We start from the raw sequence: 13,860 nt of genomic DNA on the forward strand, positions 1-13,860 counted from the left end.
ATTAAAATAAATCCACTTCACCTTCGTCCATTGAGACTTGGGACACTGTTCTATGTTCATTTTTATCTTTTGTCGTCTGACTAATGGCACTGCATTCCGCTACAATTGCTTGTAATTGAGCTGCAGGGTTTACCGCGTTTTTATCAAATGTGGACAAGGAATGAGATAATTGTGAAAGTTGCTTAAAATTAAAATCTAATGATCCCAGTGTTTGGTAAATCATATCTTCAAACTGTAGAGAGCGAACACCTATCGAGACAGTCTCCGACATTCTGGGCGCTAAGTTGGCAAGTTCATCAACAATTTTTGTACTCATTTGATTCATTTCTTGCACCTGATTCATCATTTCACTGACATTACTTTTAGACTCCAAAGTACTGGTCATATCCGCCGAGGCCATTTTCTCAACAGCTTCTCTTAAACTGGTGATAATTTCCCTAGCGCCTAAAATTTGTTCACGAATATCATTATTTAACTCAGTTGAGTTAACTGATAACGATCTAACTTCGTTAGCAACAACGGCAAAGCCACGCCCCGCATCCCCTGCTCGGGCAGCTTCAATAGCTGCGTTTAACGCTAACAAGTTAGTCTGACTTGCTAAATTTTCAACCTGACTTATCAAATTAAAAATACCGTCAAATTGTTTCACCATATCATCAGTATAGGCCATGGTTTTTAAACTTTGCTTACTAGTCGAGACAATCACCTCAACAAAGTTTTCTAGCGTATTGTCTGAGTCACGCACAAAGTCCTCCATGGTTTTACTGTGATCATCACCAAGTCCATTGATGTTTTCTAACACTTGCGCTATTAATTGCTGCTGCGTTGCACTAAGCCCTTGTAATTCTTTAAAACTGTCTGAAATACCACTTACCGCATCCCTTAACAGGTTTTTAGAACGCTCTATTTCTTGCGCAACCATCGCCATCTGTTCATTGAGGGTTTCATTGATGCCAATTAGCATGCTTTCAACTATTGCTTCATCAAAATTTGGTGAAGAAGTTAGTTGTTCACCAGGTATTGAATAAACCGCTTTAATCTCTTTGAATAACATTAATAAACATATCAATCCGACTAAACTCGTTACAAAAGCAAAGCTTGCAGGAAGTTCAAAAACTATCCCTACTAGCGTAATAACAGCAGTAACAATACCACCAGTTAATAGATACTGTACTTTATTCAATATGGCATTCCTTTCTCATATGTCTTTTATCAAGACCTGCGTGATTAAGAATCGTTTTTGCTATGTCCTGCAGCGGCATTTCATCAGTGTGTGCGTTTAGTTGAAATGCTTGGCCTGGCATGCCCCAAATCAAACTAGTTTGTTTGTCTTGGATAATAGTGCGAGCCCCATGTTGCTTTAGTTTCAGCATGCCTTTAGCTCCGTCATTTCCCATACCTGTGAGCAGAACTGCCTGAACATTATCTGCCAAAGGTTCAAGGGAGTTAAATAGCACATCTACCGAGGGTTTATGACGATTTACTGGCTCTGAGTCCTCAATCACACAAAATAGTGAACCTCCTTTACTAGCTACCGTTAAATGTCTATCACCAGGGGCAATGTAAGCATTTCCGGCTTTTATCTTTTGTCCATGTTTAGCTTCTTGTACTGTAATTTCACATTGGGAATTTAAACGTTGTGCAAATCTATCGCTAAATGTTGGAGGAATATGCTGAGTAATTAAAATTGCAGGGCTATTACTGGGTAACGCAGTCAATATGTGTTTTACTGCTTCTGTTCCACCTGTTGAGGAACCAATCGCTACGACATGGTTTGCCCTTTGACAACCGTTAAAAGGAAGCACTTTATGAGGCGCTGTTGCTGAACGTCTAGCTAGCGCGTAACTTTTCTGGTCAATGCCAACGGCAGACTTTATTTTATCTAACAAGGTATCTTTAAAGGTTAACTTTGAGGCAATTAGCTCTTCAAAACTTGGTTTTGCAATAAAATCTACCGCGCCTATTTCCAAAGCTTGTAAAGTAATATCTGCGCCCTTTGTAGTTAGGGTAGATAACATGACCACAGGCATTGGCCTTAATCGCATCAAATTTTTTAAAAACGTAATACCGTCCATTTTCGGCATTTCGACATCTAGGGTAATAATGTCTGGATTTAGTGCCTTTATTTTTTCGCGCGCATCAAACGGATCTTTAGCTTCGCCAACAACGTCTATCATGCTGTCCTGATTTAATATTTCCGAGACAATATTTCTGATAACCGAAGAGTCATCAACAACTAATACCTTTATTTTATTCATAATCATCCTTGGCGCTAAAATAACTCTATATCGCCATCAACTTGCTCACTATCAATGCTTGAACGGTAATCTTTTTCTCGTTTAACAATAGTGTCGTTATGCAAGTTATCTAGCCTTTTAACCAATGCTTTTCCCGAAAAAGGTTCAAATATCACTTTCCGTGGATAAACTGAACCTAAATCACTACTAACAATTTCAATGTTTTCTTCTTCTAAGTAATGTAAACAAAACTTGATATTTCGCTCACCCACGTCAGACATATTTTTCAACACTTTACCGCCGCCAAATACCTTTGCTTTAAGGTTTATGCGTCGGCCGCCATTTTTAAGAATAGTGTTTATTAGGTGTTCCATAGCAAAATTGCCATATCGAGTTGCATCAGTAGCCAAACCTCTTTGTCCCCAATCAACTAAATGCGCTTCTTTATCTGTGATCGGTAACATGAAATGGTTCATGCCACCAATGCCAATTCGATCATCCCAGATGCAAGCAGAAATGCATGATCCTAAAGTCGTCGCTATCAATACGTGTTCTCTGGTAGCGTAAAACTCACCTGGGAGTATTTTTGCCACAACAATATTTCTGTGGCGATCCCAGTAGTGATTTATATGATTAAATTCAGGAAGACACGTGGTTAAACAGTCTTGGACGTTTTGATGCTTGCTATTAATTGCTAAAACCATAAATGACTGCCCTACACCTTAACGATTGGCTTTCTGAAAATCGTTCTACCAATGTTTTCAAAGTATTTCTGAAAAGGACCTAAGTTCTCACTGTGTCCTAAAAATAAAAGCCCACCAGGAGATAAAAGTTCATAGTATCTAGCAAACAAATCTTGCTGAGTTGCCTTATCAAAGTAAATAATGACATTACGACAAAAGATTAAGTCAAAAGGTCCTTTCATCGGCCATTCATGTAATAAATTCAATTGCTTAAAGGTGATTAAATTTTGCAATTGAGAGCTAGCTTTGACTTGATTGGCATTTTGGCCAATGCCTCGCTTGAAATAAGTGCTCTTGTAAGTCTCTGGAATATCTTCAATACGATGCATGTCATAAATCCCTGCTTTTGCTTTTGCCAATACATCACTGTCAATATCGGTAGCTAAAATTTTTATATCCCAACTTGATAAATAGCTTTTTAACGCTTCACAGACCGAAATAGCTATACTGTATGGCTCTTCACCTGTTGAGCTAGCTGAACACCATATACGGATTCGCTTTTGAGCTTGATTTTTTTGAATTAGCCGCTGTAATTCTTCATCAATTAAAAAATCAAAATGATGTTTTTCTCGAAAAAAACTCGTCAGGTTAGTCGTGATCGCGTTAATAAAATAAGGTCGTTCACGTTCGTCATTTTGCTTAAGGATCTGACAATATTCACTAAATGAAGACAACTTGCGCTCACGTACAATACGAGTCAGTCGACGATAAACCATCTCTCGCTTACTGTCATTGAGTACAATTCCAGCAATATCGTATACGTACTGACAGATGAATCTAAACTCATCATCTGTCAGTCGATAAGCAGGCTCTCTGATCTCGTTCATCGTTTAGAACTAAAACTCTTCCCACTCTTGATCTGTGACTGTTTTTTCGCGAGCCCGGCTAATGGTCGGTGGCGGTTCAACAGCCTTTTTTACTTGTGAAGCACTAGGTTTGGGCGCACTCTTATTACCTTTATCATTATTAAAGAATGCAACTTGTTGAAGTAGGCTTTGTGCTTGGTCTTCCATCGCTTTGCTAGATGCAGCAGCCTCTTCAACCAGTGCAGCATTTTGCTGAGTCATTTCATCCATTTGACTTACTGCAGCACTTACTTCTCCTATGCCTGCGGACTGTTCTTTACCCGCACTATCAATATCGCGGATCATTTTGCCAACTTCTTCTATCGAAGTTACTAGCTCAGAGAAGGTTTGACCCGTTTCGTCAACTAACTTGGTTCCTTGACCAACGGCTTCTACACTAGCATTAATCAAACCCTTGATTTCTTTGGCAGCACCAGCTGAACGTTGAGCTAAACTCCTTACTTCCGCTGCCACCACTGCAAAGCCCCTACCTTGCTCACCCGCTCTAGCAGCTTCAACTGCCGCGTTTAACGCTAACAGATTCGTTTGGAAGGCAATCTCATCAATAACACTGATAATATCGGCAATCTTGTTACTTGATTTATTAATGTCACTCATCGCTGTTATGGCGCTTTTTACTACATCACCACCGTTGGTCGCTTTTTCCATAACCACAGTAGATAACCTACTTGCTTCCGTGGCATTTTCGGCATTTTGTTGTACAGTGCTAGTCAACTCTTCCATAGCCGATGCTGTTTCTTCTAAACTAGAAGCTTGCGATTCAGTTCTGTGACTTAGTTCGTTATTTCCCTCGGCAATTTCTCTCGCTGAATCAAATACGTTAGTTGACACATTGCGAATATCATCGACCATGCTACTAAGCTTTTCAATTGAACCATTCATGGCTTCTGCTAACGCTAAGAATTCGCCTGAGAACTTACCATCCATAGTTTTACTTAAATCGCCAACAGACAGTGCTTGCGCAACGTTTATCGCTTCAGTTATTGGATTAACAACCGCGTTCATAAGGTTATTGATGTTGTCACCTAAGACTTTCATAAAACCTTCGTATTTAGATGTTTCTATGCGGCTGTCTAATTGACCTGAAATAGCATCATTGATTAAGTTTTCTATTTGATTTTGTGCATCTTTAATTTCTGTTAAATCAACCCATTCAACAGAAGAGCCTAAGTGGTTGCCTTGTTCATCTTTTAACGCTACAGCAATCAATTCAAAGGTTAAACCCGCTACAGTTATTTCCGTTCTATAAGGCATATTGGCGGGGTTGCCCAACAAGTTACGTTGATGAGCAGGATTTTTATGAAATGAATCAAAATTGGCACCAACAACGTTATCAACACTAAACGAAGAGAAGACTGTACGTAATTGATCTTCTCGCTTTCTAAGCATGTTGACTACAGCAGAGTTAGCGTAAACGATATTACCATCAATATCAGCCATCATTATATTAGTGGTGCTACCATCAACTGCAGAAGTTAAACGACCTACTTCTGCTTGTTTGTCTTTTAACGTTTGTTGCATGGAGTCGATAGCGGTTAATAACTGGCCAAACTCATCGGTATTATCTGTTGAAATTTTATTATCAAGTTGGCCCTCTGCAATTTTTCCAAAGGTTGTAATGGCAAAATCCATCGAATTTATTGCGGTTTTGATGATAACAAAGGCAATAAAACACGCAGCGGCAACAACGATAAGTATGAAGGTTGTTTCTGTATACAACCGGGTTTCTGCAGCATTTGCTCTGTCAGTTAGGATGTCAGTTAATACAGCCATAACGGAGATATTTAAATTGTTCACTGCATCAATAGTCGACGACAATTCTGAAAAATATTTATCGGAATCATAAATAAAAGAATTAGTTTGAATTACCTGTCCATTAATTAATTCAATAGATTTTTTAGCTTCTGCAAGAGTGTCATTAAATTGAGAGCGGAGTTTTTGCGCCGCTTCTGGATTGGTTTCGAAAATTCTTGCTCCGCCAGCTTCTAACGAAGATATGACTCTTGAAGCATTAGTTACTCGATCATAAATGGCCAGTTTGGTTTGTTCATCCATTGTTTGCAGTGCAAGTACTTTGGTTCCTTGAGATCTAGCAATTCCAAGGTAATTAGCTAAATTCGGTAGTTCGTTTGTAGATGCAACAACCATATTATAAGAGTCTAAATAAGCATCTAATGATAAGCCCGATTTGTCAGCTACTAACTGAATTAGCGCTAAAACGTCGCGAATCAATCGATTGTGCCTGTTAACTGATTCGGCTAAGGATAAGTTAGTTGTCTCGCTAGCCAAGTCATTCCAGCTTCTGCGTACGTTGTTCACTTCACTTTCAACAGAAAAATAGCTGGTTTCTTCTAATGCTTTGTTGACGGCAGAGAAATAGCGATTTACATCTTGTTGAATTGAAGTCAGTTTATTTCCCTGAGTATTGTCTCCACTTAATAATGCCGTTGATGCACCTCGGTGCTGCGCAATATTTTTCGCTACGTCTTTTAATGGAGAAATAACGACAATACCTTCTCTTCCACTTTGGGCTACGTCAATATTGTCCATTGCATTGGTTATTAAATAAAACGTCGTAATAACTAATGGAATTAATATCATGATAAAAGCTAGGCTTAACTTATAGGCTAGTTTCACATTGCCGAGTAACTTATTTAACATTGTTCTCTCCGTTAGTTTACTTTGATAAAAACGACTACTTAAACCTTTAACAAAGCGTACTTCCTTAAAACATTATCTTTTTCAATTGGCTTTAAATCCTTACCAACCATCATTGCATTACATCTATGGCTAAACTGAACAAAACTTTAGGGTACTCCATGGGCAGGCTCTAACCATTTTTCTTTATCTTCAACGTGATACAACTCTTCTTGATCCAGTAACTTTTCGGTATCTAATAGAATGATTAACTTGTCATCAATTGACGCCAAACCATTAACAAAACAACTGTCAATGTGATGTCCAAAAGCAGGTGCTGGCTTAATATCTTTTTTACTAACTTTGTACACTTCAGAAACTGAGTCTACGACAATACTGATAGCATGGACTGGCTCTGAGCCTTGGCACCTTAAAATAATCGTCACAGTTTGTGCATCATATTCAAGTGGCTCCATGTCAAACCGCTGCCTCAGATCAATGACAGGAATAATGACACCACGAAGATTGATGATTCCTTTGAAGTAATCTGGCTTATTGGGTAATTCTGTGACAGAACTCCATACACGAATTTCCTGAACGTATAAAATATCAACGCCAAACTCTTCGCCTTTGACTTTAAATGTTAAGTACTCACGTTCTTCGATCATCGTACTTGTTTCTCCATGGTTTACTTAACCTTTAAACATCCACATGCTGCAGAGCTGGTACATTAAGTAATGTCACCACTCTTTCATTTACATTAACTAAGCCTTGAACATTCTCTTGTGGAATACTGCCGACAAAGCCAGCGTCAGCCCTAATATCATCATCCTGAACATCGATTACATCAGACACAGCATCGACAACAAACCCCATAGTTTTTGTCGCCTCGTCAGTTTCTATGGTCAACACCATCACTACAGTAGAGTCGATGTACTCGGCTGCACAAACATCAAACTTCAGTCTAAAATCAATAATTGGCACGATAAGCCCACGAATATTTATCACACCTTTAACATAACTCGGCGCATTAGGTATTTTTGTTGGCTCTTCCCAGCTTCTTATTTCTTCAACGCATAATATGTCGACGGCATAAAGCTCTTTGCCCAAGTTAAACATTAAAAATTGTTTACCATTTGAGATGAAATCGATTTCTTCAATGACGGTTTGGTCGGCATCGGGTATTTCAGCCGCTAAGGTTTGAATGTCCATTTAAGCCTCTACTCCTTCAATTGAAGACATCATTTGACGTACACCGATTTGCATCTTCCGACCTATTGCCATTTGAATAATGCCAGGGACATCTAAGATCATGGCAACCGAGCCATCACCGAGAATTGTTGCACCTGATATACCGTCAACATCATGATAATTATCTTTTAAACTTTTGATCACAACCTGCTGCTGTGCTAATAAATCATCAACCATTAAGCCTACTTTAAGGCCCTCAGCTTCCACGACAACGAGTAAAGAGTTCTCAACAGATTCATGCTCTGCAGATAAACTAAAAAGTTTAAAAATAGGAATAACAGGCACATTGTCTTCACGTAAGCGATACAACACCATGTCACCTGAAACGCGATTAATAAGCTCAGGTTTTACTTGTAAAGATTCAACAATGGTGATCAAAGGGATAATGTAAGTTTCGTTACCAACACGAACTAATTGTCCGTCAAGAATGGCTAAAGTTAGCGGCAGATTAACTCTAAATGTACTACCAACATTGGGTTCGGACTCTACTTGGATCCGGCCACCTAGTGCCTGAATGTTTCGTTTAACAACATCCATCCCTACACCACGTCCAGAGATATCGCTAATTTCTTTGGCTGTTGAAAAACCTGGTTCAAAAATTAATTCAAATACTTGGCTATCAGATAATGTTGTCGATTCGTCAATAATGCCCTTTTCTACCGCCTTTCTATATACAGCCTCACGGTTAATACCACCACCATCATCTCTGATCTCTATTACTATGCTGCCGCCTTGATGATACGCATCAAGAATAATAGTGCCCTTTTTGGGTTTACCGTTGGCTACTCGAACATCTGATGGTTCAATGCCATGGTCAACAGCATTTCGAACGAGATGAACTAATGGATCACTAATTTGCTCCATCACGGTTTTATCTAATTCTGTTTGTTCTCCTTTGAGTACCAGTTCAATGTCCTTGCCGGTTTTTTTAGATAAATCATGGATCAAGCGAGGAAAACGATTAAATGCAAAGCTTATCGGTAACATGCGGATTCGCATGACACTTTCTTGTAATTCTTTAGTATTTTGTAACAGTTGCTCTAAACCAGAAGTTAAGCGCTCAAGTTTGGAGATATTAAAGTCGTTACCCAATTCAGACAGCATTGACTGTGTAATAACCAATTCACCTACTAGGTTGATTAAACTATCGACTTTATCAACTCCAACTCTTATTGAACCACCTTCGGATTTGGCTTTACTAGATTTTGCAGACGCTGGCTCTTTGTCAGCTTCATTGACGTCAATTGATGGTGTTTTATTTTCCTCAAAAGAAGTGGCAACTGTGCTCACCTCTTCCCTTTGTTGTTCGACTTCTTGTTTTACTTCACCATCTTGGGCTAATTTACTGTCTTGTCGAATAATTAATTGGCACTCGTCTTCAACCCACTCAAATACTTCTTTAATGTCTTGTTCTGTTGCCCAGGATGATTTAAGTGTTAGCTCCCAACTAAGATAAAGTTCTTCGGGATCAATATCGGTAATTGCAGGTAATTCTTTGCAGTTAGCATTAGCTGTAACCTCACCTAAATCTGCCAGCGCATTAAATAATAAAATGGGGTCATTGCCGGTTTGCACTAAGTGGTGTTCAGGAATAAACTCTATTATCCAAGTTGCATTAGAACTCTGTTTATCTTTTGAATCATCAGGGCTTTCTGTTGGTGTGCTGGTGTCGTTATTTTGATTCAGTGCAATTTCTAACAACTTATACGTATCATCGATTTTTGACTGTTCATAGTCTCCTTCATCGCGAATTGCTTCTATCATCATGCGCATACAATCGACAGAGACAAGCAACAATTCAACGTCATTCGGTTGAATTTCTCGCCTACCATCACGCATCTCATCTAACAAGGTTTCAACTAGATGAGTAAACTCGGTCACATGCTCAAAACCAAATGTTCCTGCACCACCTTTAATAGAATGCGCTGCTCGAAAGATTGAATTAATGGTTTCGTCATCGCCTTGCTCTAAATTTAGCAAGCTAGACTCCATAAGTTCTAACCCTTCAAAGCTTTCTTCAAGAAAACTGGGAATAAACTGAGATAGATCAACGCTCATAATGAAGTACCGTTATCAAATTCCGTTTGTTAGGGAACTACTCGTTTAATAGTCGCTAATAACTTCTCTGGATTAAATGGTTTAACAAGCCAGCCCGTAGCGCCGGCAGACTTACCACGCATTTTCATGTCTCCAGAGCTTTCTGTTGTTAACATGAGAATCGGTGTAAATTTAAAAGCGGGTAACTTTCTTAATTCCTGACACAACGTTATGCCATCCATGTTAGGCATATTTACGTCGGAGATCACCAAATCAAAAGTACCGGTTTGGGCAGTATTAAGCCCCTCTTTACCGTCTTTTGCTTCTACAGTTTCATACCCTGCCCCTTTCAGGGTAAAACTGACCATATCCCGAATTGAGTTTGAATCATCGACAACCAATATTTTGGTCATAGTTCTTTCCTTCTTATTATAAATGACAACCTTTGCCTACCTCTGGTTAAGGCAAGTACTGATTTAAAATGGGTTCATTAATACCAAGCTGCGAAATGCTCTGACCGATAATTGAAGAGGATACCTGCCAGTTAAGTTGCTTTTTGAGAGATGCAATATGGATAACCATAGAGAGAATCAGTTGCATTCCGACGGTATCGATGCGTGTTAATTCGCTGTCATCAAAAGCTAATTCATCATTGGTTTCAACATAGGCGAGAAAGTTGGTTTTACACTCGTCTACTTGAACAATCGTTAACTCTGAAGGTAATTTAAACATCAAGCCTAATCCTAAGGTCTTCTAGCTCACTACTTTGAAAGATATAACAAAATTGCGCTATCGCAAGTTTATTAACTAAAAAATCAAAGTCGTTAATTTTTCGATGGCACGACTATGCTACCGAGCGATGTTTTTCGCTCAAATAATAAGTAAAAATCAATTTATGGACATTTATCAAACACGATTTTGTGAAGTAACACCCTGTTCAGTATTGATTTAACCGCCCTCACTAATTAAGGTTAGTACATAAATAACTAGACGCAATATTCTCTAATGACAAACGAAAAATTGAGCATCCCGAGTCAAGTATTCAAGTGGTTTGAAAAAATGAAATCAAACTACGAACGTAATATTGTATCCGTGTTAGACAGATTTGAACGCACGACTAAAGAGCAACAAAAACGCGTTGATGATTTGCATTTAAGCGCAATGGAAAATCTATCAGATTCACATGAAGCCCTGGTTAACAGCCAACAACAACAAATAGAACAGTTAAAAAAAGACATACATTTTTATCAAACTCAAGTATCGCAGCAACAGCAAATGATTGATCAACTTAATCAGCGATACGATACCGTGATAGCAAAACTGTTTATTGACTCGAATTCATCCAACACACTTAAAGATATTGAAGACGTTGTCACTAAACCCACTTTTGATGATAAAGATAACGAACAAAGCTTTATTACCAAACTATTAAACGAAGCCACAGAACCTGTCCCCCAAAACCAAAACAGTAGGGAAAACAAATCAAATATCGAAGATTATTTTCAACAAGCAATGCTACATCGAGAGCAAAAAGAATATACCCAAGCTGTTGAGTATTTTGAAAAAGCTGCTGAGTTGAAGCATGCTAAGGCGATGGGCGCGCTTGGCCGAGCTTACTTTCTTGCAGAAGGAGTCGATGAAAACCCGGTCATGGGTTTACATTGGTTAATTAAAGCTGCAGAGCATGGCTTACCACAAGCTCAAGCAAGGGTAGATTTTTATAAAGAAAATGAACCAGATCTTTATTATCTAGCCACATCAACATAATATACTGTATACAAATTATAGTTTGTGCCATACTGCACGACTAAAAATGATAAAACCAAAACGAGTTGATAAATGACTATAGGTGTAGGTGGTTCAGACCACGCAACAGAACTTTCAAAGTTATCTAATATGACGATCAACGTATCGCCAATTGAAGTCGAGGAATTTCAAGCCCGCATTACTAAAGCCACCAGTTTAATGAGAGAGCAAAACCTCGATGCCATTTATTTAAATGCCGGAAGCAATTTGTATTACTTTACAGGAACAAAGTGGTACGCCAGTGAACGATTAGTGGGTGCAATTATTACCGCTAACGGTCATGTGGAGTACTTTGCGCCACATTTTGAAGTAGACACCTTGTCTCAGTTCATTAAAGTCCCATCAGAGATAAATAGTTGGCAAGAACATGAATCACCTTACTTGTTGGTAGCGCAAGTACTAAAAAAACTTGGCCTTAGTCAAGGCGTTTTGGGTATAGATGAATCAACGCCGTTTTTTATCAGCAATGGCTTAAACAGTTTACTACCTTCGTTTGACTTGGTCGAAGCAAAGGCCGTTACAGCGGGTTGCCGACAACAGAAGTCGCAAAACGAAATTGCACTGATGCAAACCGCTAAAGACATGACGTTAACCGTGCACAAAGCAGCGGCTAGAATTCTTCGTCCTGGCATCACAACAAAAGAAGTTGAGCAATTTATTAACGAGGCACATAAAAAAGTTGGTGCACCAAACGGCTCTTATTTTTGTATCGTATTATTTGGTAAAGACACATCATTTCCTCATGGAGTCAAACAACCTAAAGCTCTTGAGCAAGATGATATTGTGTTGATTGATACCGGCTGCCAAATAGAAGGATACAATTCAGATATTACGCGAACTTACGTGTTTGGAGAGCCAACAGCTAAGCATCGCCAAATGTGGCAAGTAGAGAAGAACGCTCAACTTGCCGCGTTTAACGCTGCACAACTTGGTTCTTCATGTGGATCAGTTGATGAAGCGGCGCGCGAGTATATTGCTAATATGGGATTAGGACCAGATTACGAAACGCCAGGTTGCCCGCACAGAACAGGACATGGCATAGGATTAGATATCCACGAATGGCCTTATTTAGTGCGAAGCGATTCAACAGCGCTAGATATTGGCATGTGCTTTTCAAATGAGCCAATGCTAGTTTTTCCAGATGAATTTGGTATCCGTCTTGAAGATCATTTTTACATGACAGAACAGGGACCTGTTTGGTTTACTGAGCCATCTTTTTCAATCGATGACCCATTTGGTTATCATAAATAGCCAAAGAACTCGAATCATATAAACAAGTAAAGCAGCTATGAGTTATTTTATAGTTCTGCTTTGCTTGCCCATAATATTTCTCATTTTCATTTGAAAAAGTGAAACTCTCCTCAATGCCAGTAATAAAATTTTTAACAAATCTGGCACTTTTACTATATTCAAAAGTAACATGTGCCTATAATTAGAGCTTGAATTTATTAACACCCACTTGCGTTTAACCTTGCTTATCCAAAGAAAGCAATGAAACACGTTTTAATTAAATATTTGAAGTGTTTAGCATAAAAAAGAGAATAAGTAGTCTAGTATGTATTATGTAATTTATAGTGAAGATGTAAAAGACAGTTTGCCTTTAAGAATGTCAGTTCGTGACAAGCATTTAGAACGCCTCAAAGAATTACAAAATGAAGGCCGCTTGCTCGTTGCAGGCCCCTGCCCTGCGATTGATAACGAAAACCCAGGTGATGAAGGCTTTACAGGTTCATTAATTATTGCTCAGTTCAACAACCTTGAGCAGGCTAAGCTTTGGGCAGATCAAGACCCTTATATTGAGGCAGGTGTTTATGAAAAGGTTACTGTGAAACCCTACAAAAAGGTATTGCCTGCATAATGACTAGAATATTATTTGGATTAGTAACTTATATAATTTTTGTCAGTGCAACTAATGCAATGAACAGTAAAACAGTTGAAAGTTGCGAGTCACAGCACAAAAGCATAACTGAACTTTCAAGTTGTCTTGACATAGTAAAAGAGGCGACAGATCGAGAATTGCAAACATGGATAAATAATCAAACGTTTATCTTAGAAGAGTTTGCATTAAATACTGGTCGTCGCACAGCATTGGACATGTTTAAGCGCTCACAACGTAATTTTAATACCTACAGAGAAAATAATTGTCGTTGGCAATATTTGTATTTGTCGCCAGACGTTAAGGCAGCGCCAGCCTATAAAAAGTGTTATATATTAATAACTAAGTCAAGAATTGATGAATTAAGTCAAATCAATTAACTGATATTAATATTTATAAACGAGCTA

14 protein-coding genes are annotated in these 13,860 nt (G+C 38.6%); 4 read left to right on the forward strand and 10 right to left on the reverse strand.

Annotated features, from left to right (window positions below):
- Nucleotide 1: 1 nt before the first annotated feature.
- The 10 genes from IE199_RS11210 to IE199_RS11255 form a co-directional block, all read right to left on the reverse strand.
- Nucleotides 2–1,183 carry a methyl-accepting chemotaxis protein gene (locus tag IE199_RS11210; RefSeq protein WP_189770378.1) on the reverse strand — a complete coding sequence of 394 codons (1,182 nt, stop codon included), beginning with the start codon at nt 1,181–1,183 and terminating at the stop codon, nt 2–4.
- Nucleotides 1,176–2,258 carry a protein-glutamate methylesterase/protein-glutamine glutaminase gene (locus IE199_RS11215; protein WP_189770380.1) on the reverse strand — a complete coding sequence of 361 codons (1,083 nt, stop codon included), beginning with the start codon at nt 2,256–2,258 and terminating at the stop codon, nt 1,176–1,178. Before IE199_RS11215 ends, IE199_RS11210 begins: the two co-directional genes overlap by 8 nt.
- A 14-nt stretch (nt 2,259–2,272) precedes the next feature.
- Nucleotides 2,273–2,941: a chemoreceptor glutamine deamidase CheD gene (gene cheD, locus IE199_RS11220; RefSeq protein ID WP_189770382.1), complete on the reverse strand. Its 669-nt coding sequence runs from the start codon at nt 2,939–2,941 to the stop codon at nt 2,273–2,275.
- A gap of 11 nt (nt 2,942–2,952) precedes the next feature.
- Nucleotides 2,953–3,807 (reverse strand): CheR family methyltransferase, encoded by an 855-nt coding sequence (locus tag IE199_RS11225; protein ID WP_189770384.1) that lies wholly within the window; start codon nt 3,805–3,807, stop codon nt 2,953–2,955.
- Between the two features lie 9 nt (nt 3,808–3,816).
- Nucleotides 3,817–6,507, reverse strand: a complete 2,691-nt coding sequence (locus tag IE199_RS11230; protein WP_189770386.1) for a methyl-accepting chemotaxis protein — start codon at nt 6,505–6,507, stop codon at nt 3,817–3,819.
- Between the two features lie 146 nt (nt 6,508–6,653).
- A complete protein-coding gene (locus IE199_RS11235; RefSeq protein WP_189770388.1) occupies nt 6,654–7,151 on the reverse strand; it encodes a chemotaxis protein CheW in 498 nt (165 codons plus the stop codon).
- A 31-nt stretch (nt 7,152–7,182) separates the two neighbouring features.
- Nucleotides 7,183–7,695: a chemotaxis protein CheW gene (locus IE199_RS11240; RefSeq protein WP_189770390.1), complete on the reverse strand. Its 513-nt coding sequence runs from the start codon at nt 7,693–7,695 to the stop codon at nt 7,183–7,185.
- Nucleotides 7,696–9,792, reverse strand: a complete 2,097-nt coding sequence (locus IE199_RS11245; RefSeq protein ID WP_189770392.1) for a chemotaxis protein CheA — start codon at nt 9,790–9,792, stop codon at nt 7,696–7,698. It lies immediately after the preceding gene.
- Between the two features lie 29 nt (nt 9,793–9,821).
- The gene (locus tag IE199_RS11250; RefSeq protein ID WP_189770394.1) at nt 9,822–10,184 is read right to left on the reverse strand and encodes a response regulator; all 363 of its coding nucleotides are present in this window, start codon (nt 10,182–10,184) and stop codon (nt 9,822–9,824) included.
- 46 nt (nt 10,185–10,230) lie between these two features.
- A complete protein-coding gene (locus tag IE199_RS11255; RefSeq protein ID WP_189770396.1) occupies nt 10,231–10,503 on the reverse strand; it encodes an STAS domain-containing protein in 273 nt (90 codons plus the stop codon).
- A gap of 327 nt (nt 10,504–10,830) precedes the next feature.
- Here IE199_RS11255 and IE199_RS11260 point away from each other — a divergent pair, with 327 nt between their 5' ends.
- The 4 genes from IE199_RS11260 (at nt 10,831) to IE199_RS11275 (ending at nt 13,833) form a co-directional block, all read left to right on the forward strand.
- Nucleotides 10,831–11,538, forward strand: a complete 708-nt coding sequence (locus IE199_RS11260; protein ID WP_189770398.1) for a tetratricopeptide repeat protein — start codon at nt 10,831–10,833, stop codon at nt 11,536–11,538.
- Nucleotides 11,539–11,610: 72 nt separating this feature from the next.
- Nucleotides 11,611–12,828, forward strand: a complete 1,218-nt coding sequence (locus tag IE199_RS11265; protein ID WP_189770400.1) for a M24 family metallopeptidase — start codon at nt 11,611–11,613, stop codon at nt 12,826–12,828.
- A gap of 304 nt (nt 12,829–13,132) precedes the next feature.
- Nucleotides 13,133–13,435, forward strand: a complete 303-nt coding sequence (locus IE199_RS11270) for a YciI family protein (RefSeq protein ID WP_189770402.1) — start codon at nt 13,133–13,135, stop codon at nt 13,433–13,435.
- Complete coding sequence (locus IE199_RS11275; RefSeq protein ID WP_189770404.1) at nt 13,435–13,833, forward strand: lysozyme inhibitor LprI family protein; 399 nt, start codon at nt 13,435–13,437, stop codon at nt 13,831–13,833. The genes IE199_RS11270 and IE199_RS11275 overlap by 1 nt, the downstream gene beginning before the upstream one ends.
- Nucleotides 13,834–13,860 lie beyond the last annotated feature (27 nt).

The organism is Thalassotalea marina (genome assembly GCF_014656435.1).
GTDB classification, from domain to species: Bacteria; Pseudomonadota; Gammaproteobacteria; order Enterobacterales; family Alteromonadaceae; genus Thalassotalea_C; species Thalassotalea_C marina.

What these genes read in the sequence shown, in the direction of transcription:
- IE199_RS11215 (WP_189770380.1), bottom strand. Translation starts at nt 2,258, where the DNA reads ATGAATAAAATAAAGGTATTAGTTGTTGATGACTCTTCGGTTATCAGA.
- cheD (WP_189770382.1), bottom strand. Translation starts at nt 2,941, where the DNA reads ATGGTTTTAGCAATTAATAGCAAGCATCAAAACGTCCAAGACTGTTTA.
- IE199_RS11225 (WP_189770384.1), bottom strand. Translation starts at nt 3,807, where the DNA reads ATGAACGAGATCAGAGAGCCTGCTTATCGACTGACAGATGATGAGTTT.
- IE199_RS11230 (WP_189770386.1), bottom strand. Translation starts at nt 6,507, where the DNA reads ATGTTAAATAAGTTACTCGGCAATGTGAAACTAGCCTATAAGTTAAGC.
- IE199_RS11235 (WP_189770388.1), bottom strand. Translation starts at nt 7,151, where the DNA reads ATGATCGAAGAACGTGAGTACTTAACATTTAAAGTCAAAGGCGAAGAG.
- IE199_RS11240 (WP_189770390.1), bottom strand. Translation starts at nt 7,695, where the DNA reads ATGGACATTCAAACCTTAGCGGCTGAAATACCCGATGCCGACCAAACC.
- IE199_RS11245 (WP_189770392.1), bottom strand. Translation starts at nt 9,792, where the DNA reads ATGAGCGTTGATCTATCTCAGTTTATTCCCAGTTTTCTTGAAGAAAGC.
- IE199_RS11250 (WP_189770394.1), bottom strand. Translation starts at nt 10,184, where the DNA reads ATGACCAAAATATTGGTTGTCGATGATTCAAACTCAATTCGGGATATG.
- IE199_RS11255 (WP_189770396.1), bottom strand. Translation starts at nt 10,503, where the DNA reads ATGTTTAAATTACCTTCAGAGTTAACGATTGTTCAAGTAGACGAGTGT.
- IE199_RS11260 (WP_189770398.1), top strand. Translation starts at nt 10,831, where the DNA reads ATGAAATCAAACTACGAACGTAATATTGTATCCGTGTTAGACAGATTT.
- IE199_RS11265 (WP_189770400.1), top strand. Translation starts at nt 11,611, where the DNA reads ATGACTATAGGTGTAGGTGGTTCAGACCACGCAACAGAACTTTCAAAG.
- IE199_RS11270 (WP_189770402.1), top strand. Translation starts at nt 13,133, where the DNA reads ATGTATTATGTAATTTATAGTGAAGATGTAAAAGACAGTTTGCCTTTA.
- IE199_RS11275 (WP_189770404.1), top strand. Translation starts at nt 13,435, where the DNA reads ATGACTAGAATATTATTTGGATTAGTAACTTATATAATTTTTGTCAGT.